18 protein-coding genes are annotated in these 19141 nt (G+C 64.9%); 8 read left to right on the top strand and 10 right to left on the bottom strand.

Annotated features, from left to right (window positions below):
* Nucleotides 1–185 (top strand): transposase (locus YUU_RS0118750; RefSeq protein WP_027523786.1); only part of this gene is annotated, 185 nt, incomplete at its 5' end.
* Nucleotides 186–541: 356 nt separating this feature from the next.
* On the opposite strand, the gene YUU_RS0118745 is transcribed toward YUU_RS0118750, so the two are convergent.
* The 6 genes from YUU_RS0118745 to YUU_RS0118720 are packed head-to-tail and all read right to left on the bottom strand — an operon-like array spanning nt 542 to nt 7441.
* Complete coding sequence (locus tag YUU_RS0118745; RefSeq protein ID WP_027523785.1) at nt 542–1021, bottom strand: MaoC family dehydratase; 480 nt, start codon at nt 1019–1021, stop codon at nt 542–544.
* Nucleotides 1022–2737 carry an AMP-binding protein gene (locus YUU_RS0118740; protein WP_027523784.1) on the bottom strand — a complete coding sequence of 572 codons (1716 nt, stop codon included), beginning with the start codon at nt 2735–2737 and terminating at the stop codon, nt 1022–1024.
* A 51-nt stretch (nt 2738–2788) separates the two neighbouring features.
* On the bottom strand, nt 2789–3778 hold the full coding sequence (gene mmsB, locus YUU_RS0118735; protein WP_256375279.1) for a 3-hydroxyisobutyrate dehydrogenase: 990 nt from the start codon (nt 3776–3778) through the stop codon (nt 2789–2791).
* The gene (locus tag YUU_RS0118730) at nt 3711–4781 is read right to left on the bottom strand and encodes an enoyl-CoA hydratase/isomerase family protein (RefSeq protein ID WP_027523782.1); all 1071 of its coding nucleotides are present in this window, start codon (nt 4779–4781) and stop codon (nt 3711–3713) included. Before YUU_RS0118730 ends, mmsB begins: the two co-directional genes overlap by 68 nt.
* Nucleotides 4778–5923 (bottom strand): isobutyryl-CoA dehydrogenase, encoded by a 1146-nt coding sequence (locus YUU_RS0118725; RefSeq protein WP_027523781.1) that lies wholly within the window; start codon nt 5921–5923, stop codon nt 4778–4780. The genes YUU_RS0118730 and YUU_RS0118725 overlap by 4 nt, the downstream gene beginning before the upstream one ends.
* A 21-nt stretch (nt 5924–5944) precedes the next feature.
* Nucleotides 5945–7441 (bottom strand): CoA-acylating methylmalonate-semialdehyde dehydrogenase, encoded by a 1497-nt coding sequence (locus YUU_RS0118720; protein ID WP_027523780.1) that lies wholly within the window; start codon nt 7439–7441, stop codon nt 5945–5947.
* A gap of 101 nt (nt 7442–7542) precedes the next feature.
* Between YUU_RS0118720 and YUU_RS0118715 the strand changes: the two genes are divergently transcribed.
* Nucleotides 7543–8451: a LysR family transcriptional regulator gene (locus tag YUU_RS0118715; RefSeq protein WP_027523779.1), complete on the top strand. Its 909-nt coding sequence runs from the start codon at nt 7543–7545 to the stop codon at nt 8449–8451.
* Nucleotides 8452–8542: 91 nt separating this feature from the next.
* Here the strand turns inward: YUU_RS0118715 and YUU_RS0118710 are convergent, their stop codons facing one another.
* Together YUU_RS0118710 and YUU_RS0118705 are read right to left on the bottom strand one after the other, a co-directional pair.
* Nucleotides 8543–9160, bottom strand: a complete 618-nt coding sequence (locus YUU_RS0118710) for a TetR/AcrR family transcriptional regulator (protein ID WP_027523778.1) — start codon at nt 9158–9160, stop codon at nt 8543–8545.
* Between the two features lie 59 nt (nt 9161–9219).
* Nucleotides 9220–9759: a PaaI family thioesterase gene (locus tag YUU_RS0118705; protein WP_027523777.1), complete on the bottom strand. Its 540-nt coding sequence runs from the start codon at nt 9757–9759 to the stop codon at nt 9220–9222.
* A gap of 156 nt (nt 9760–9915) precedes the next feature.
* Between YUU_RS0118705 and YUU_RS0118700 the strand changes: the two genes are divergently transcribed.
* From YUU_RS0118700 to YUU_RS56440, 4 genes are all read left to right on the top strand, one after another.
* A complete protein-coding gene (locus YUU_RS0118700) occupies nt 9916–10686 on the top strand; it encodes an enoyl-CoA hydratase (protein ID WP_027523776.1) in 771 nt (256 codons plus the stop codon).
* A 235-nt stretch (nt 10687–10921) separates the two neighbouring features.
* The gene (locus tag YUU_RS0118695; RefSeq protein WP_027523775.1) at nt 10922–12112 is read left to right on the top strand and encodes an acetyl-CoA C-acyltransferase; all 1191 of its coding nucleotides are present in this window, start codon (nt 10922–10924) and stop codon (nt 12110–12112) included.
* A 111-nt stretch (nt 12113–12223) separates the two neighbouring features.
* On the top strand, nt 12224–13513 hold the full coding sequence (locus tag YUU_RS0118690) for an MFS transporter (RefSeq protein ID WP_027523774.1): 1290 nt from the start codon (nt 12224–12226) through the stop codon (nt 13511–13513).
* A gap of 390 nt (nt 13514–13903) precedes the next feature.
* Nucleotides 13904–14179 (top strand): DUF3303 domain-containing protein, encoded by a 276-nt coding sequence (locus YUU_RS56440; protein ID WP_084801476.1) that lies wholly within the window; start codon nt 13904–13906, stop codon nt 14177–14179.
* Nucleotides 14180–14372: 193 nt separating this feature from the next.
* On the opposite strand, the gene YUU_RS0118680 is transcribed toward YUU_RS56440, so the two are convergent.
* Together YUU_RS0118680 and YUU_RS0118675 are read right to left on the bottom strand one after the other, a co-directional pair.
* Nucleotides 14373–15932, bottom strand: a complete 1560-nt coding sequence (locus YUU_RS0118680; protein ID WP_027523773.1) for an acyl-CoA carboxylase subunit beta — start codon at nt 15930–15932, stop codon at nt 14373–14375.
* The gene (locus tag YUU_RS0118675) at nt 15862–16836 is read right to left on the bottom strand and encodes an IclR family transcriptional regulator (RefSeq protein WP_027523772.1); all 975 of its coding nucleotides are present in this window, start codon (nt 16834–16836) and stop codon (nt 15862–15864) included. Before YUU_RS0118675 ends, YUU_RS0118680 begins: the two co-directional genes overlap by 71 nt.
* A gap of 96 nt (nt 16837–16932) precedes the next feature.
* On the opposite strand from YUU_RS0118675, the gene YUU_RS0118670 reads away from it, so the two are divergent.
* Both YUU_RS0118670 and glsA read left to right on the top strand, forming a co-directional pair.
* Nucleotides 16933–17154: an acetyl-CoA carboxylase biotin carboxyl carrier protein subunit gene (locus YUU_RS0118670; protein WP_027523771.1), complete on the top strand. Its 222-nt coding sequence runs from the start codon at nt 16933–16935 to the stop codon at nt 17152–17154.
* 136 nt (nt 17155–17290) lie between these two features.
* Entirely contained in the window at nt 17291–19138 is a 1848-nt protein-coding gene (gene glsA, locus YUU_RS0118665; protein WP_027523770.1) for a glutaminase A, read from the top strand.
* Nucleotides 19139–19141 lie beyond the last annotated feature (3 nt).

Here is a 19141-nt window from a genome sequence, read left to right as displayed (position 1 = left end):
GGCTCAAACGCTACAACCTTCTCATCGCACGACGGCGAGCGCAGGTGGAGACGACCTTCGCCACCCTCAAACGCCGCATGCGATTGACTTGCATCCGATACGTCGGCCTCATCAAGGCAAACGGGCAGGTTCTGCTCGCCTCCATCGCGTTCAACATGAGGCGGTGGGCCGCAATCGCTGCGTGAACCGCCCGCCGAGGAGCATGAGCCGCTCCATCGTCGGCCCGCTACTCCGACAACTAGCTTCTTCCCTGACCTGTCTTGGCCTCAAAAGCCAGTAACGCAACAGGCCCCTTGTGGGGGAAGGTGGCGTAGGCGGCCTACGGCCGCCGTCCTTAAAAGCGACGCCGACGGGTAGCGTCGGCTACGGCGCCGGATGATTGGTTGTCTCCACAGATGCGCTCGCGGAGAGAGACCCCTCAACCGCCTCGCGTTCCGCGAGGCACCCTCTCCCACAAGGGGGGAGGGTACGAGCGCGCCGATTTGAAGGCGTTTTGAGCAGCGATGGATTGCCGGGTCAAGCCCGGCGATGACGGGTACGTTCAGGCGAAATAGATCAACCCGAGCCACTCGGCGACGAGCGCCGGCTTGTCCTCGCCCTCGATCTCTACCGTCACGCTGGTGCGGGACTGCAATTCCGTCGGCTTGCGGAGTTTTGCTTCCGCGAGCACGAAACGGCCACGGACGCGCTTGCCCGAACGCACCGGCGAGATGAAGCGCAGCTTGTCAAAACCGTAGTTGACGCCCATCGTGGTGCCGGCGATGACCGGCATCACCTCATAGGACATGATCGACAGCAGCGACATCGTCAGGAAGCCATGCGCGATCGTGGTGCCGAAAGCGGTCTCCTTCCTGGCGCGCTCGGGATCGACATGGATGAACTGGTGGTCCTCGATCACGTCGGCATAGGTGTCGATGCGCGGCTGGTCGATCAGGTGCCACGACGACACGCCGACCTCCTTGCCGACCAGGGCCTGATAGGCCTCTAGCGTTATCGGCGGCTTCTTCCAGACTTCGTTCACTTAAGTCTCACTCCTTGCCTTTGGCAGCTCCGGAAAATCCTCCTCGCGGAATTCCCGGCCGCGCAGGGGATCGTCGCGATCGTCGTCGCGCTCGAGCCTGCGTAGCTGCACCCGGCGGATTTTTCCAGAGATTGTCTTCGGCAGCTCGGTGACGATCTCGATACGGCGGATGCGCTTGAACGGCGCAAGCCGGGTGTGCAGATGCCTGAAGATCGACAGCGCCGTTTCCGGCGAGCGCTCGGCGCCCGAGGTGAGCAGCACGAAGGCCTTGGGGATCGCGAGCCGGATCGGATCCGGGCTCGGCACCACGGCGGCTTCCGCGACCAGCTCATGCTCCAGCAGGACGCTTTCCAGCTCGAACGGGCTGATGCGGTAGTCGGAGGATTTGAAGACGTCGTCGGAGCGGCCGACAAAAGTGAGATAGCCCTCCTCGTCTTCGAATACGACGTCGCCGCTGCGATAGAGCTCGCCTTCGGCGCCGGACAATCGGCCGTCGTCGCCCTGATAGCCCTGCATCAGGCCGGCGGGACGGCTGCCGCCGAGGACGAGCGTTACCTCGCCCTCCTTCGCTCGATTTCCGTCGGCATCGCTGATCTGCACACGAAAGCCCGGCAGCGGCCTGCCCATCGAGCCGATCTTGACCTTCTGGCCCGGCGAATTGCCGGCAAGCGCCGTGGTCTCGGTCTGGCCGTAGCCGTCGCGGATGGTCAGGCCCCAGGCGGCGCGCACCTGGTCGATGACTTCCGGATTGAGCGGCTCGCCGGCGCCGCAGGCCTCACGCAGGGACACGTTGAACGCGGCGAGGTTCTCCTGGATGAACAGCCGCCACACCGTCGGCGGGGCGCACAGCGTGGTGACGCCGCAGCGGCCGATGGTGGCGAGCAGTCCCTTGGCGTCGAAGCGCGGCTGGTTGACCACGAAGATGGTCGCGCCCGCATTCCACGGCGCGAAGAAGCAGCTCCAGGCGTGCTTGGCCCAGCCGGGCGAAGAGATGTTGAGGTGAACGTCGCCTGGCTGCAGGCCCAGCCAGTACATCGTGGAGAGATGACCGACGGGATAGCTGCGCTGGCTGTGCCGCACGAGCTTTGGCTTTGCCGTGGTGCCCGAAGTGAAATAGAGCAGCATCGGATCGTCAGCCTGCGTCGGACCATCAGGCGTAAAGCTTTCGGCGGCTTTCGCCGCCTCGTCATAGGAGAGCCAACCATCGGCGGCGCCGACGACGATGGGCACGAGTCCGTTCGCATTGAGACTTGCAAACTTGGCGACCTGGTCCTGGGCGGCAACCACTGCCCTCGCCTTGCCGCGATCGAGGCGATCGCGCAGCTCATCCGCGGTGAGCAGCGTCGTGGCCGGAATCACGACGACGCCAAGCTTCATCGCTGCGAGCATGGTTTCCCAGTGTGGAACGACGTTGCCGAGCAGCAGCAGGAGATGATCGCCGCGCTTCAGGCCCTGCGCGCGCAGGAAGTTGGCAACCTGGTTGGAACGGCGCGACAGCGCAGCAAAGGAAAGTCTGGTCTGCCGGTCCTGCGCGGCATCGACGATCCAGAGCGCGGGCCGATCCTTGCTATCGGCGTTCTTCGCAAGCTCGGCATCGAACCAGTCGAGCGCCCAGTTGAAGGGAACCGGATCGGGCCAGCGGAAGCCTCTGACCGCGGCGTCGTAATCCGCGCGGTTGTGAAGCAGAAACGCGCGCGCTTCCTGAAAGGTCGTCATCTCAGGTCGTCCTCTCCGCGCGGATTCTGGTCGTCCAGGGAATGACGACCGTTATTTCCCGGCCAGCCCCCTAACGTGCTCGATAATTCCGGAAAAATCCACCCCGCCGTGACCGGCTGCATCGAAAGACTGATAGATCTCCTGCGCATGCTTGCCGAGCGGCGTCGTGGCGCCCGCCGCTTTAGCGGCGTCCTGCGCCAGTGTCAGGTCCTTCACCATCAGCGCCGAAGCAAAGCCCGGCTTGTAGTCGTTGTTGGCGGGTGACGTCGGCACCGGGCCCGGCACCGGGCAATAGGTCGTCAGCGACCAGCACTGACCCGACGAGGTCGAGGCGACATCGAACAGCGCCTGATGCGAGAGGCCGAGCTTCTCGGCGAGCGCAAAGGCCTCGCTCACCGCGATCATGGAAATGCCGAGGATCATGTTGTTGCAGATTTTTGCCGCCTGACCTGCGCCGGCACCGCCGCAATGGACGATCTTCTTGCCCATCTTCTCCAGCACCGGTTTTGCCGCAGCAAACGCCTTCTCGTCGCCGCCGCACATGAAGGTGAGGGTCGCGCCCTTCGCGCCGCCGGTGCCACCCGAGACCGGCGCATCCACCGAGAGCACACCCTGCTTGCTGGCGAGCGCATGCGCCTGCCGCGCGCTCTCGACGTCGATGGTGGAGCTGTCGATGATCAGCGCGCCCTTCGCCATGGCAGGAATGACGTCCTTCCAAACGCCGAGCACATGCTTGCCGGCCGGCAGCATGGTGACGACGACATCGGCGCCCGTCACGGCACCGGTCGCGCTCTCGGCAATGCTGGCGCCATCGGCCCTGGCCTGATTGCGCGAGGCCTCGACCAGGTCGAACGCGACCACCTTGTGGCCGGCCTTGACGAGGTTGGCCGCCATCGGGCCGCCCATGTTGCCGAGACCGATGAATGCGATCGTGGCCATCTTCGTTTCCTCCGCTTGAGCGTGTTTCGCTCTGTTAGTTGAATTTGAGCTCGTCGGCGCCGATCTCGGCGAAGTACGGTGCGACCATGTCTGGCGTGACATCCTCGATCCGCGGTGGCGACCATTTTGGATTGCGGTCCTTGTCGATCACGGCGGCACGCACGCCCTCGCGAAAATCATCGCTGCGGAACACTTCCAGCGCGGCGCGATATTCCCGGACGAGGCACTCTTCCAGCGAGCCCGATTGCCGCGCCAGTCGCAACAGCTTCAGCGTCACCACCATGCCGCGCGGCGATTTCTCGCCGAGCGTCTTGAGCGTGGATTGCGCGAATTCGGACCCATCGCGCTCGAACGCTGCGACGATGTCTTCCATGCGGTCGAAGGCGAACAGTACATCGATCGTCGCCTGTCTTGCTGCCACCGGCCCCGCTGTCTCACCGGTCGCAAAGCGGTTGATGAGCTTGCTCACATCTGCCGCGGAAGCGCGCAGAGGAACCTTCGTCAGCGCCTCGCGCAGCCCCGGGAGTTTTGCAGCGGGCACGACAGCGTCGGCGAACCGGGCATGGATCGCATCCGGCCCGTTCATGGTCTGGCCGGTCAGGCCGAAAAACGTGCCGATCTCGCCCGGCGCATGCGCCAACAAATACGTGCCGCCGACATCGGGGAAGAAGCCGAGGCCAACCTCGGGCATCGCCAATTTGGTGCGGTCGGTCACAACGCGATGGCTCGCATGCGCCGACAGACCGACGCCGCCGCCCATCACGATGCCGTCCATGAAGGCGACGTATGGCTTCGGAAATTTCTTGATCCGGGCGTTGAGGATGTACTCCTCGCGCCACAGGATCTTGCCGAGATCGCCATCGACCTTCGAGCTCTCCCAGAGTGCGCGGATATCGCCGCCGGCACACAGGCCGCGCTCGCCGGCGCCTTCGAGAAGGATCACGCTGACGGCCGGATCGACCTCGAAGCGGTCGAGCGCTTTCTCGATGTCGCGAAACATCTCCAGCGTCACCGCGTTGATCGCCTTGGGACGATTGAGCCGGATCACGCCGGCCGAACCTTCGACGCGCGCGATCAGATCGCCCTCTTCTACCACAACCGTCATCGCGCGCCCTCGATCAGCTTGCGCGCCACGATCAGCCGCATGATCTCGTTGGTGCCTTCGAGGATCTGATGCACGCGCAGATCGCGCACGATCTTCTCGATGCCGTATTCGCTGAGGTAGCCGTAACCGCCGTGAAGCTGCAGCGCGTGGTTGGCGACCTCGAAGCCGACATCGGTGCCGAACCGCTTTGCCATGGCACAGAGCATGGTGGCGTCGGGATCCTTGCGGTCGAGCGCGGCGGCTGCGCGCCAGAGGAACGTGCGCGCGGCCTCGAGCTCGATCGCCATGTCGGCGAGGCGGAATTGCAGCGCCTGGAATTCGTCGAGGCGCTTTCCAAACGCCTTACGCTCCTTCATGTAGCTGCGCGCCTTGTCGAGCGCGGCTTGCGCGCCGCCGAGCGAGCACGCCGTGATGTTGAGGCGGCCGCCATCGAGGCCGGCCATCGCGATCTTGAAGCCGACGCCCTCCGCGTCCAGCCGGTTTTCAACCGGCACGCGGGCGTTCTCGAAAATCACGGCGCGGGTCGGCTGGGCATTCCAGCCCATCTTGCGCTCGTTGGCGCCGAACGACACGCCCGGCGTCTTGCCGTCGATGACCAACGTCGAGATGCCGCCGGGACCGTCACCGCCGGTCCGCACCATCGCAACGAGCACGTCGGTGCCGCCGGCGCCCGAGATGAATTGCTTCTGGCCGTTGAGCACGTAATGATCGCCGTCGCGCACTGCGCGCGTCCGCAGCGCGGCGGCATCGGAGCCTGCGCCCGGCTCGGTCAGGCAGTAGCTCGCGATCAGCTCCATGGTGCAGAGCTTCGGCAGCCATTTGTGGCGCTGGGTGTCGCTGCCGAAGGCATCGATCATCCAGGACGCCATGTTGTGGATGGAGATGAAGGCCGAGGTGGTCGGACAGCCCGTCGCGAGCGCTTCGAAGATCAGCGCCGCATCGAACCGCGTCATGGCGGATCCGCCGACGTCGTCGCGGATGTAGATGCCCCCCATGCCGAGCTTTGCGGCCTCGCGCATCACGTCGACGGGAAAGTGCTTCTCCTCATCCCAGCGCAGCGCGTGCGGCGCGATCTTCTCGGCCGCAAACGCCAGCGCCATGTCGCGAACCGCGACCTGATCCTCGTTCAGAGCGAACTGCATGTCGAGCTCGCGCTGTTTGAGTTACTTCATCAGCGGGATCGAGAACTCCGCGCCTTCCTTGACGCCGGACGGCCAGCGCGAGGTCACCGTCTTGGTCTTGGTGTAGAAGCGGACCGAGTCCGGGCCGTGCTGGTTGAGATCGCCGAAGCCGGACTTCTTCCAACCGCCGAAGGTGTAATAGGCGATCGGCACCGGGATCGGCACGTTGATGCCGACCATGCCGACGTTCACCTTGGCCGCAAAGTCGCGCGCGGCGTCGCCGTCACGGGTGAAGATCGCAACGCCGTTGCCGTAGTCATGATCTGACGGCAGCGCCAGCGCCTCCTTGTAGTCGTGCGCGCGCACGACCGAGAGCACGGGACCGAAGATCTCTTCCTTGTAGATCCGCATGTCCTTGGTGACGTTGTCGAACAGCGAGCCGCCGAGATAGAAGCCCTTCTCGTAGCCCTGCATCTTGAAGCCGCGGCCGTCGACGGCGAGTGTCGCGCCCTCCTTGATGCCGATGTCGATGTAGCTCTTGACCTTCTCGACCGCCTCGCGCGTCACCAGCGGGCCGTAGTCGGCGGACGGATCGATCGAGGTGCCGATCTTGAGCGACTCGACGCGCGGGATCAGCTTCTCCATCAGGCGGTCGGCGGTGGTCTTGCCGACGGGGACCGCGACCGAGACCGCCATGCAGCGCTCGCCGGCCGAGCCATAGCCCGCGCCGATCAGCGCATCGACCGCCTGGTCCATGTCGGCATCCGGCATGACGATGGCGTGGTTCTTGGCGCCGCCGAAGCACTGGCAGCGCTTGCCGGTCTGGGCCGCGCGCTCGTAGATGTACTGCGCGATCGGCGTCGAGCCGACGAAGCCGATGGCCTTGATATCGGGATCGTCCAGGATCGCATCGACCGCTTCCTTGTCGCCGTTGACGACGTTGAGGATGCCTGCCGGCAGACCCGCTTCCATCATCAGCTCGGCTAGCAACATCGGCACGCCCGGATCACGCTCGGAGGGCTTGAGGATGAAGGCGTTGCCGCAGGCGATGGCGGGCGCGAACTTCCACATCGGGATCATCGCCGGGAAATTGAACGGCGTGATGCCCGCAACGACGCCGAGCGGCTGGCGCAGCGAATAGATGTCGATGCCGGGGCCAGCGCCTTCGGTGTATTCGCCCTTCATCAGATGCGGAATGCCGCAGGCAAACTCGGCGACTTCAAGACCGCGCTGGATGTCGCCCTTGGCGTCGGGAACGGTCTTGCCGTGCTCGCGCGCGAGCAGCTCGGCGAGCTTGTCGTAATCGCGCTGCACCAATTCAACGAATTTCGTCATCACGCGGGCACGGCGCTGCGGGTTGGTCGCGGCCCATTCCGGCTGGGCAGCACGGGCGTTTTCGACGGCTGCACGGACTTCCGCTTTCGACGCCAGCGCCACCTTGGCCTGGACGTCACCGGTCATCGGCTCGAAGACGTCGGCCGTACGGCCCGACTTGCCCTTCACTTCCTTGCCACCGATGAAATGTCCGACGTCGCGCATGAATACCTCCCTCAAGAGCGGGTTAGATAGCTTTGACAAATCCTATTGACCTGCATTTTATAGGATTCAAGTCTGAGATATTGCACCATAGATGTGCGAAAATGCTGGATCAAGGCGCGATCGATTGGGACGACTTCCGCTTCGTGCTGGCCATCGTGCGGGGCGGCTCGGTGTCGGCTGCGGCAAAACAGCTCGGCGTGGATCATGCGACGGTGATCCGCCGCGTCGACCGGCTGGAGAAGCATCTCTCGGCCAAGCTGTTTGACCGGCGCAAGACCGGCTATCTCCTTACCGAGGCCGGCCAGCGCGTCGCGGACAGCGCAGAGGCGATGGAATCGACCATCGTCGCCAACCAGGAACAGGTCGGCGGCTCGCTCGCGCGGCTGACCGGCACGGTGCGGATCGGCGCGCCCGACGGGTTCGGCACCGCATTCCTCGCGCCGCGGCTCGCACCGTTTGCGGACCGGTATCCCGATCTCGATCTGCAACTTGTGGCTACGGCCCGGCTGTTCAGCCTCTCCAAGCGCGAGGCCGACATCGCGATCAGCCTGACCATGCCGAAGGAAGGCCGCATCGTCGGCCGCAAGCTGCTCGACTACCGCCTCGGGCTCTACGCCGCCCCCGCCTATCTCGACCGCTTCCCGACGATCACCTCGCGTGAGGCGCTGCCGCAGCATCGCTTCGTCGGCTATATCGAGGAGCTGCTGTTCACGCCGGAGCTCGATTATCTGCCCCAGGTATCACCAAAGATTTCCGCACGTTTCCGCAGCGCCAATCTGATCGCGCAACTCAACGCCACGCTCGCCGGTTTTGGCATTGCCGTGCTGCCGCATTTCATGGCGGCGGATTATCCGCAGCTTCGGCCAGTGCTCCCTGCGGAGATCTCGATCACCCGCACCTTCTGGATGCTGATGCATGCCGACAGCAAGGATCTCGCGCGGATTCGGGCGGTGGCCGATTACATCTGTGAGATCGTGGAGCGCGAGCGGGCGCTGTTCGCGGGACGGTGAAATCGTAGCGTGCCCACCTCTTTTCTCGCCGCGGAGGCAGAAGCGGTGGGCACGGCGCGGGCGCGCCTTTGCCCACCCTACGGCATTTCGCCTAGCTCTGCTTCTCGCGCGGCTTCTTGGCAGCCGGCTCACGACGCGCGCTGTCGAGCGCGGTATCCTTGCCCGCCTTCAACACCTCGTCGGAGAGCTCGCTCGAGCCGGCAATCCGCGCTAGCAGCATGGTGCCGGCCATCGTCGCAAGCGTCGCGATCGCCTGCTTGCGCGCGGCCTTGCGCGGCACGCCGGTGACGTGATCGGCCAGCATCTCGATCATCTCGTCGAGCTTGCCGGAAAAGGCTTTGCGCGTCTTCGGGCTCTCGCGGGCGATCTCGGCGCCGAGCGCGGGGATCGAGCAGCCATGGCCGGGGTCGTCGCGGTGCAGCGCGGAGAGATAGGTCTCTGCGATCAGCGCCAGCCGCTTCTCGGGAGCGACCTCGCCGGTCATCTTGCGCCAGTGATCCATCGAGCGGTCCATGGCGTAGGCAAACGCCTCGATCACCAGCGCCTCGCGGGAATCGAAATGCGCATAGAACCCGCCATGGGTCAGGCCGGCCTCCTTCATGAGGTCGGCGACGCCGATGCCGTGCGCGCCCTTCTCGCGCAGCCGCACGGACGCCTTCCTCACGATGCGGTCGTGGGTTTCCTGCTTGTGTTCCCTGGAATAGCGCATGCCGGTCTCATTGGATGTCGAGGGTCATGTAATAACACGCTACCTGCGAAAATGGAGCATTAATTCGCTGTCAGGTTATTGCCGATCATTGCAAAGGTCGCGGTTGCGTGCACCGCAAGGTCGCCCCTGCCATTGCGGACGAAGCCTTCGGTGTAGCTGGTCTGGCGCCCGAGCTTGACCACCTTGCCTTCGGCCGAGATCAGTCCCGAGCGGACCGAGAGCGGGCGCAGGAAGGTCAGCTTCAGATCGAGGGTGACCGAGCCCTGGCCGGCTTCCAGCCGGGTCGTGATCGCGCAGCCCATGGCGGTATCGAGCAGCGCCGCGGCGGTCGCCCCGTGCAGAAGCCCGATGGTATTTTCGAGATCCTCCCGCGGCTCCAGTTCCATCACGATCCGGCCCGGCTCGACCACGGCCATGGCGAAGCCGATCAGCATCGCAAGCGGCGGAGCGGGCAGCCGGCTGTCGCGGATCGCCTCCATGACCTCGATGCCGGATAGTCCCATCGCGGCCTTGGCGACCGGCCCCGGCGCCTGCCAGCCCACCACCCGCTCGCGCCGGAGCGCGGGCGAAAACAGCTCTATCGTATCGGCTTCGGTCATGGCGGCCTCTTTTTATATGATATATATCATACTATAGAGCGGATTTCGCCTTTTGCAACTTGATCAGCTCCAACGCTTGACAAGCCAGCGTTTCGGACCGGAAGTGACGGTGACCCGCGCGACCCGCCCGTGTCCAACAACGTTCGAGTTCTCATGATGGAAATGCTCAATCCCCACTGCGGCGTGACGCGCGATGCGCGCGGCGTCGTGCAGGTCATGATCTGCAATGCCGGCTCGCTCAACATCTTGAGCTCGCCCGTCACCGACGCCATGCGCGACGGCTTGCAGCGTCTCGCCGCCGACCGCAGCATCCGCGTGGTGGTGCTGCGCGGCCAGAGCGAGAAGAGCCTGATCGGCGGTGCCGACATCAAGGAGATGGCGAAGCTCGACCAGATAGCCGCCGAGGCGTTCATCTCCCGCCTGCGTGATCTCTGCGAAGCCGTGCGCAACTTCCCTGCCCCCACGATCGCGCGGATGCCGGGGTGGTGTCTCGGCGGCGGGCTCGAGGTCGCGGCTGCCTGCGACTTCCGTATAGCCGCGCATGATGCGCATTTCGGCATGCCGGAGGTGCGTGTCGGCATCCCCTCGGTGATCCATGCGGCGCTGTTGCCACGCCTGATCGGCTGGGGCCGCGCGCGCTGGCTGGTGATGACGGCGGAAAACATCGACGCACCGACGGCGCTGGCCTGGGGTCTCGTCGACAAGGTCGCGCCGGAGGGCGCACTCGACGAGGCGGTCGAGCACACCGTGAAGGCGCTGCTCGCCTGCGGCCCCGAAGCGCTACGGTCGCAGAAGGCGCTGCTGCGGCAATGGGAGGAATTGCCGCTGACCGAGTCGGTCAATCTCAGCGTCAAGGTGTTCGGCGAGTCGTTCCTGACCGATGAGCCGACCCGGCTGATGCAGGAATTCGTCAACCGGAAGCGGTAAGGCTGTCTCGGCATCCAGTACGCCGCAGCCTCTCCGTATCCTTGCACTGCCTCCGGAATACTGGATCACCCGCTTTCGCGGGTGATGACGGCGTTGTTTGTGGCGTGGCCGCCCACCAACGCTAAAAAAATCTCATCCCACGCACGACAATTTCTCATGCCGGGTGCAGTTGCATTTTTTGCAACGCATCATATGATGATCGTAATCTCACAACATCCTGCCCAGGGAGCCCGCCATGGCCGCTGATCCCGTCGTCATCGTCTCTGCCGCCCGCACGCCACTTGGCCGTTTCATGGGCGAGCTGTCGCCGCTCGCTGCGCACAAACTCGGCTCGCACGTGATCTCCGCGGCGCTGGACCGCGCAAAACTTGCGCCCGAGAAGGTCGACGAGGTCTTCATGGGCTGCGTGCTGCCCGCGGGCCAGGGCCAGGCGCCGGCCCGCCAGGCGGCGCGCGCGGCGGGCCTGCCCGATGCCACCGGCGCGACCACCGTCAACAAGGTCTGCGGGTCCGGGATGAAGGCGACCATGTTGGCGCACGACATCATCCGCGCGGGCTCGGCCGACATCGTCGTCTCCGGCGGCATGGAGAGCATGAGCAATGCGCCCTACCTGCTGGCGAAGGCGCGCGGCGGCTACCGCGCCGGCCACGACCGCATCATCGACCACATGATGATGGACGGGCTGGAGGACGCCTATGAGACCGGCCGCTCGATGGGCGACTTCGGCGAGGCCACTGCGGAAGCCTATCAGTTCACGCGCAGGGATCAGGACGCCTTTGCGATGGAGACGCTGAGCCGCGCGCGCAAGGCGGTGGAGAGCGGCGCGTTCAAGGCCGAGATCGCACCGATCACGCTCAGCGAGAAGGCCGGTCCTCGCGTCATCGCCAATGACGAGCATCCGCTGAAGGTCGATCCGGCAAAGATCCCCGGATTGAAACCGGCGTTCCGCGCCAACGGCACTATCACGCCGGCGGCGTCGTCCGCCAATGCCGACGGCGCAGCCGCGCTCGTGCTGATGCGCCGCACGCTTGCCGATCGCAATGGCCTGCCGGTGCTGGCCGAGATCAAGGGCCACGCCACCCACAGCCAGGAGCCGCAATGGTTCACCACCGCGCCGATCCCGGCGATCCGCAAGCTGCTCGACAAGGTCGGCTGGAGCGTCGATGACGTCGACCTGTTCGAGATCAACGAGGCCTTTGCCGTGGTGGCTATGGCCGCGCAGCGCGACCTCGGTATTCCCAGAGAGAAGCTCAACGTCAATGGCGGCGCCTGCGCGCTCGGGCATCCCATCGGCGCCACCGGCGCGCGGCTGATCGTGACGCTGCTACATGCGCTGGAGGCGCAGAACCTCAAGCGCGGCGTCGCGGCACTCTGCATCGGTGGCGGCGAAGCGACCGCGATCGCGGTCGAGCGGTTTGCAAACTAGGCAAAATGTCCGGAATTGAGGGAAGTCTGGCATTTCAGACGCGCGCGACTCGTGCCAGAATGCCAGGCTTGAACAGGTCACGCTAAATCCTCCAGGTAAGGTTGGGGCTCAATGATTTCGAACTGGCTCGCGGCAACACTTGGCCGCCGAAAGATCCACTACGGCTGGGCGATGGTCGGCGTGACCTTCCTCGCCGCGCTGATCAGCGCCGGCACCGTCGGCGCGCCCGGCGTGTTCATCGTGCCGCTGCAAAAGGAATTCGGCTGGAGCACCGCGGAGATTTCTTCCGCGCTCTCGATCCGTTTCATCCTGTTCGGCCTGATGGCGCCGTTCGCAGCCGCCCTCCTCAACCGCTACGGCCTGCGCAACGTGACGCTGACGGCGCAGCTCATTGTCGTCTCGGCGCTGGTGGCTTCGCTCGGGATGACGCAGGTCTGGCAGCTCATGCTGCTGTGGGGCGTCGTGATCGGCATCGGCACCGGCATGACGGCGCTGGTGTTAGGGGCCACCATCGCCACGCGCTGGTTCGCCGCGCGGCGCGGCCTCGTGGTCGGCATCATGACCGCGAGCGTCGCCACGGGGCAGCTCGTGTTCCTGCCGCTGCTCGCGAGCCTCACCGAACGCTTCGGTTGGCGTCTCGCACTCTCTTTCGTCTGCCTCATGCTCGGCGTCTCCGCCACCGCCGTCGCGCTCGTCATGCGCGACCGGCCGAGCGATGTGGGCCTGCGCCCGTTCGGCGACGAGGGCAACGAGCCCGTGCCCGTCCCGCCGGTCAGCCACGCGCCGATCACAGCCGTTGCGCTCGGCACGCTGCGCGACGTGTCGACGTCGAGCGCGTTCTGGATTCTGTTTGCGACCTTCTTCGTCTGCGGCGCCTCGACCAACGGTCTCGTCCAGGTGCACCTGATCCCGATGTGCCTTGATTTCGGCATCCCGCAAGTGCAGGCAGCAAGCCTGTTAGCTGCGATGGGCATCTTCGACTTCTTCGGCACCATCATGTCCGGCTGGCTGTCCGACCGCTACGACAATCGCTGGCTGCTGTTCTGGTACTACGGCCTGCGCGGGCTCTCGCTGGTGTTCCTGCCGTTCAGCGATTTCTCCTTCTACGGCCTGTCGTTGTTTGCGATGTTCTACGGTCTCGACTGGATCGCCACCGTGCCGCCGACGGTGCGCCTGACGGCGCAAAAATTCGGCCCCGAGCGCGCCAATCTGGTGTTCGGCTGGATTTTTGCCGGCCACCAGCTCGGCGCCGGCACCGCCGCCTTTGGCGCCGGCCTGTCGCGGACGCTGCTGGCGAGCTACCTGCCCGCCTTCTTCATCGCCGGCGCACTCTGCGTGTTCGCCGCGCTGATCGTGCTGGCGCTCGCGCGGCATCCAAAGCCTGCGCCTGCAGTCGCGTAAAAGGGTCACCATGCCGCGCTGCTGAATGTGGCCCGATGCCCAGGGGTGCGCGGGCCATAGCCGACCAGGCCCCCTTCTCTACTGCGTCCCGGTCGCCATGGATTGTGTGAAATCCGTAGCTCTTGGCGAGGTACGCGATGCTGGCGCGCTGCTTAGAGTCAAAACCGGCAATGCTCGATTGAACCCAGCGCTCGCGCACCAACCGAAGGTACTTCACTCGCGACGTATCACCATGTCCGCTTTGCACCAGGGCGCGTGCCGGAGAGCGGCGCCCTGCATCACACTAACGCACCTCTTCATTCGCCGTTGTTATTCGATCCGCAGACGCTATCCTGCGCAGGCGGCGCCGCCGCGGCATTCATCCGATAATTCAAGTTATGGGAGAATCGCATGAAATTCATAACCACGTGGAGTGTACCTCAAGGCACTTTCAATGCAGCCGTCGCCCGCTTTCTGGAAACCGGCGGAGCACCACCCGAAGGCGTCAAGATGCTGGGCCGCTGGCATGGAATGAACGGACAGGGATTTGCGATCTCTGAATCGAGTGATCCAAAGGCGATGTATCGCTGGCACGCACAATGGGCTGACCTGCTCCCGTTGACCGTCACGCCTTGCCTCGAAGACGGCGACGCGGGTGAAGTGATGGCGTCGCTACCCAGGCGTTGATCCTCAATCCTCCATCACTGCCGCCGCCAAGATCGGCGGCAGTGGCCTGCCCGACCGGTTCGCAATGTCGGTCTATCGGCGGAAGGCAGGAGATGAATGGCTTCCAGTCGAAACGGAGACGTGAGCACGAGCGCCATGGCTCGACGCGAAAACTGCCGGTAGTCCGCGCGTCGCCTCGCGATGCGCGACGAAGCTACGGCCTGATCGTCATATTCACCGGCGGCCCCGGCGTCCTGAGCGGCTCGGCCAGCCGCGCAAACTCGCACAGCAGGGACCGCGTTTTGCGGGGATCGATGATCTCTTCGACCCAGAACTTTTCGGCCGAGCGGAACGGCGAGCGCAGCTTGTTGAGGCGATCCTCGATCTCCTTCAGCTTCGCCGCCTTATCCTCCGCCGCATCGATGTCGGCGCGATAGGCCGCCTCGATCCCGCCCTCGAGCGGCAGCGATCCCCAATAGGCCGACGGCCAGGCATAGCGGATCGAGAAGCGATCGGCCGGCTGATGTACGACGCCGGCAACGCCAAACGCGTTGCGCAGGATCACCGTGCACCAGGGCACCGTGGTCTGGTTGACCGCAGCCATGGCGCGCACGCCGTGGCGGATCGTGGCGGCCCTCTCCGCGTCCAGCCCGATCATGAAGCCCGGGCAATCCATGAGATAGACGACCGGCAGATGGAAGGTTTCGGCGAAGTCGACCCAGCGCACCACCTTCTGGCAGGCGTCGGCGGTCCACGAGCCGCCATAGTGGAAGGGATCGCTGGCAAGCAGCATTACAGCCCTGCCCTCGAGCCGCGCGAGGCCAACGATGACCGGCTTGCCGAAATTGCCGGCGACCTCGAAGAACGAGCCCTTGTCGACGACGGACTCGATGATGGGGCGCATCTTGTAGACCTGCCGGCGGTTGCGTGGCACGGCCTTCGTCAAGCCCTCGTCAATGCGTTCCGGGTCGTCATGACAGGGCAGCGTCGGCGGCAATTCGTAGACCGATGACGGCAGATAGGACAGAAAGCGCCGCGCGCAGGCGAACGCCTCCGCCTCTGTCTCGACGGCACGATCGACCGCGCCGGCGCGGGTCTGGATATCGGCGCCGCCGAGATCCTGCTTGGACAGATCCTGCCCGAGGCGCTTCACGACCGGCGGTCCCGCGACGAACATCGCGGACGCCTTGGTCATGATGGAGTAGTGGCTGGCGGCAAGCCGCGCAGCGCCGAGGCCCGCGACCGAACCGAGCCCCAGCGCCACGACAGGCACGCGCGCGAGATTCTCCGTCGTGAAGCGATACCAGCGCGTGCCGCCGATGCCACCCGGCAGGTTCGCCGCGCCCTTGGTCTCGATCGTCTTGACAGAGCCGCCGCCGCCGGAGCCCTCGATGATGCGGATGATGGGCAGGCGGAAATCGTGCGCCATCTCCTCCGCCATCAGCGGCTTGGCGGAGATCGACGCATCTGCCGAGCCGCCGCGCACTGTGAAATCGTCGCCAACCACTACCACCGTGCGGCCGTCGACCCTGGCGCGGCCGAACACGCAGTTGGCCGGCGTCACATGCTTGAGCTCGCCATGCGCGTCGTATTCACCGATGCCGGAGACGGCACCGATCTCGTGAAAGCTGCCTTTGTCGATCAGCCCGTCGATACGCTCCCGAACAGTCAGCCGGCCCTGGTCATGCTGTCGCTTGACCTTGTCAACGCCGCCCATCTCCCGCGCGAAGGCTTCGCGCCGGGCGAGCTCGTCGAGTTCCGGCTTCCAGTTCATTCAGTCCCTCCGGCGCGATAGGCTTGTTGTTATTTCGCACGGCCATCGCGATCGGCTTGCGCTCGAGACGATTGTTGAGGAAGTCGCCCTCGGCGCCTTCGAGCAGGTCGCCGACCGCCTTGCCGAGCTTCACCATCAGCGGCGCGACTTCGCTGTGCAATCGTTCTTCGTCATACATGGCTGCCAGGAGGCCGATCGTGACCACCACGACAGTCTGGTATTGCGGCGACCACATCGGCACCGCGACGCCGTTGATGTGCGGGCTCCACAGGCCGCAGGCCACGACATAGCCATGCTCACGCAGGAACTGGCGATTGGCCTCGATGCGCGGCTTCAGAAGCCGCGCCGCCTCCGGCGCTTCCCGCTCCATCTCCGCGACCAGGGCATCGCCGATCTCCGGCTGTAGCGCCGCCGTATAAGCGGCACCCGCGGCAGTCGAGGCCATCGCGATCCGGCTGCCGGTTCCTTCATGCAAGCCGAGCGCGCTCGCCGAGCGGGCAAACTCGAGATAGACGAGATGGAACCGATCGGGGATGACGAAGCCCACCGTCCCCGGCAATTGCTCGGCGACATCCTCGAGCCGCAGGTGGATGAGGTTGCGCAGCTGCGCGCCCTTCATCATCGAGGCGCCCATCGCGACCGCGCTCGGCCCGATCCGGTATTTCTGATCGCGCGGCAGATACACCAGCTGCCCCATGCGCGTCAGCGTGTGCGTGAGCCGCGACACCGTCGAGCGCGGCAGGCCGCAGCGATTGGAGATTTCGAGATTGCCGAGCCGCGCCTCGTGGCCCTCGAAGCATCGCAACACATCGAATGCGCGCGATACCACCTGGATGACATCACTTTCGCCAGCCTCGCCAGCGAGCATGCCTTGCCTACTCAACCGCTCCGAACGTCGTCCCATGTTCCCTACCACTATGTTTCGCTCTGCGGAATTAAATTCCGCTTGAAGGACACGCTACCTCAGGCATCTTGCGACGACAACAAAAAGGCGATTGGCATGCCAGAAATTAAGATCGTCACGGAAGTCGCAGGACGCATCTGCGCGATTCCCGTTGAAGTTGGAAAAAGCGTCGCGGATGGCGACGACGTTGCATTCGTCGAGGCCATGAAAATGGAAATTCCGGTGCCCTCGCCTGCGGCAGACACGATCACATCGCTCCTCGTCAAGCTGGACGACGTCGTCGCCGAAGGCCAGGCGATCGCGATCATCGCGAGCTGACAATGCAATCAGCACCGCGACGGTCGCAGGCTTACCCGGCCCGAACGATGAAATCTTTCGTTGAGTCGCTAGCGTTGCGTGGGCAGCCCATTCCGGGCGGGTTGCGCGCGCCCTGATGGCGTTGCACAAGGAGGACATGACACCGCTATCATCGCCTGCCAGCGCCTGGACACAATCGAAGCCGCCTTTACTGCGGTTCCTCGACACTTGCCACGCCGAATTCGGTGCCGAAAACTCCGGCACGGTGGCCGACTACATCCCCGAGCTCAGCAAGGCCGACCCTGCCTATTTCGGCATCAGTCTCGCGACGCTGGACGGCCATGTCTATGAAGTGGGCGACAGCCGGGTGCCCTTCACCATCCAGTCGATGTCAAAGCCGTTCGTGTTCGCGTTGGCGCTGGACGTGCTGGGCGCGGCGCGGGTCGAAAGCGCGATTGGCGTCGAGCCCTCGGGCGATCCCTTCAACTCGATCCGGCTCAATGCGGAAAACCATCCGTTCAACCCGATGGTCAATGCCGGCGCGATCGCCTGCACTGGGTTGATCCAGGAGTGCAAGGGCGAGGCGGCGTTCGAGGAGATTCGCAAGGCACTCGGTCGCTTCGCCGGGCGCGAGCTGGACGTGGACGAGGCCGTCTACACCTCCGAAAGCCAGACCGGCGACCGCAACCGTGCCATCGCCTATCTCCTGAAAACCAATGCGGTGATCGCGGATAATGTCGCGGCCGTACTCGACGTCTATTTCCGGCAATGCGCCGTGCTCGTCACCGCGCGCGACATCGCGGTGATGGCGGCAACCCTTGCCAACCGCGGCGTCAACCCGGTCACCGGCGAGCAGGTGATGACGCCTTACGCGATCTCGCGGACGCTATCGGTGATGACGTCGTCGGGCATGTACGACTATGCCGGCGAATGGATCTACCGGATCGGCATCCCCGCCAAGAGCGGCGTCGGTGGCGGCATTCTCGCTGCCCTACCCGCCCGGCTCGGGCTCGGCAGCTATTCGCCAAACCTCGACAAGCACGGCAACAGCGTGCGCGGCATCAAGGTCTGCGAGGCGCTGTCCTCGCATTACGACCTGCACATGCTCAACCGCAGCGACGACGCGCGCAACGCGATCATCGCGGACTATCACATCGGCCAGAGCCCTTCGCGCCGCGTCCGCCGCCTCGGGGAGCGCGAGATCCTCGCAGCCCACGAGGACGAGGTTCGCGTCATCGAGCTCGTCGGTACCCTGTCGCTCTCGGCCGTCGACTACATCTCGCGGCAACTTGCCGCGCGGCCGCGGCCGCAACTCGTGATCTTCGACCTGCACCGGGTCACCTCGACCACACGCGCCGGCGCGCGCCTCGTCGCTGAAGCTTTTGAGGAGCTCGCCGCACTGAGCGTCACCGTGGTCCTGTCCGGCGTCCAGCGCGCCTCGCGGGAGTGGAACGCGCTTCGCGAATGGACGGCGAAGCTGAAGAACGTTCGCGACTTCTACCTGCTCGACACCGCGATCGAATGGGCGGAAGACCAGATCGTCTACCGCTATGGCGGCGCGATCGATTTTCACGAGACCACGGAGCTCGTCGAGCAGCCGCTGCTTGCGGGCTTGAGCGAGGAAGAGCTGACCGACCTCGGCTCGCTCTGCACGATCCGCACCTACCAGACCGGCCAAAAAATCGTCGCGGCCGGCGATCCCGCCGATTCCCTGTTCTTCCTGCGCAGCGGCGCGGTGCACGTCACGCTGCCCGACGGCGTTCGCCTGGCGACGCTGACGGCCGGCATGGCATTCGGCGAAATGGCGCTGCTGGAATCGACCCGCTCCGCGGACGTATTGGCCGACATGGCAGCGACCGCCTTCGAGGTGCTGCTGAAGGATTTCGAGCGTTTTCGTCAGCAGCATCCGCACGCCAGCGAGCGCATCATGCGTAACCTGGCGCAGCTCCTCGCCGACCGGCTGATCGTCGCCAACGCCAAGGTGGATATTCTCACCTCGACCTGAGCA

This window comes from Bradyrhizobium sp. Ec3.3, assembly GCF_000472925.1.
Taxonomy (GTDB): domain Bacteria; phylum Pseudomonadota; class Alphaproteobacteria; order Rhizobiales; family Xanthobacteraceae; genus Bradyrhizobium.
This window is presented reverse-complemented; position numbering and strand designations above follow the sequence as displayed.

Bases quoted from the DNA above. Each gene is read 5' to 3' on its own strand.
- YUU_RS0118740 (WP_027523784.1), bottom strand. From the start codon at position 2,737: ATGACGACCTTTCAGGAAGCGCGCGCGTTTCTGCTTCACAACCGCGCG.
- mmsB (WP_256375279.1), bottom strand. From the start codon at position 3,778: ATGTCACGCCAGACATGGTCGCACCGTACTTCGCCGAGATCGGCGCCG.
- YUU_RS0118730 (WP_027523782.1), bottom strand. From the start codon at position 4,781: ATGACGGTTGTGGTAGAAGAGGGCGATCTGATCGCGCGCGTCGAAGGT.
- YUU_RS0118725 (WP_027523781.1), bottom strand. From the start codon at position 5,923: ATGCAGTTCGCTCTGAACGAGGATCAGGTCGCGGTTCGCGACATGGCG.
- YUU_RS0118720 (WP_027523780.1), bottom strand. From the start codon at position 7,441: ATGCGCGACGTCGGACATTTCATCGGTGGCAAGGAAGTGAAGGGCAAG.
- YUU_RS0118715 (WP_027523779.1), top strand. From the start codon at position 7,543: ATGCTGGATCAAGGCGCGATCGATTGGGACGACTTCCGCTTCGTGCTG.
- YUU_RS0118710 (WP_027523778.1), bottom strand. From the start codon at position 9,160: ATGCGCTATTCCAGGGAACACAAGCAGGAAACCCACGACCGCATCGTG.
- YUU_RS0118705 (WP_027523777.1), bottom strand. From the start codon at position 9,759: ATGACCGAAGCCGATACGATAGAGCTGTTTTCGCCCGCGCTCCGGCGC.
- YUU_RS0118700 (WP_027523776.1), top strand. From the start codon at position 9,916: ATGGAAATGCTCAATCCCCACTGCGGCGTGACGCGCGATGCGCGCGGC.
- YUU_RS0118695 (WP_027523775.1), top strand. From the start codon at position 10,922: ATGGCCGCTGATCCCGTCGTCATCGTCTCTGCCGCCCGCACGCCACTT.
- YUU_RS0118690 (WP_027523774.1), top strand. From the start codon at position 12,224: ATGATTTCGAACTGGCTCGCGGCAACACTTGGCCGCCGAAAGATCCAC.
- YUU_RS56440 (WP_084801476.1), top strand. From the start codon at position 13,904: ATGAAATTCATAACCACGTGGAGTGTACCTCAAGGCACTTTCAATGCA.
- YUU_RS0118680 (WP_027523773.1), bottom strand. From the start codon at position 15,932: ATGAACTGGAAGCCGGAACTCGACGAGCTCGCCCGGCGCGAAGCCTTC.
- YUU_RS0118675 (WP_027523772.1), bottom strand. From the start codon at position 16,836: ATGGGACGACGTTCGGAGCGGTTGAGTAGGCAAGGCATGCTCGCTGGC.
- YUU_RS0118670 (WP_027523771.1), top strand. From the start codon at position 16,933: ATGCCAGAAATTAAGATCGTCACGGAAGTCGCAGGACGCATCTGCGCG.
- glsA (WP_027523770.1), top strand. From the start codon at position 17,291: ATGACACCGCTATCATCGCCTGCCAGCGCCTGGACACAATCGAAGCCG.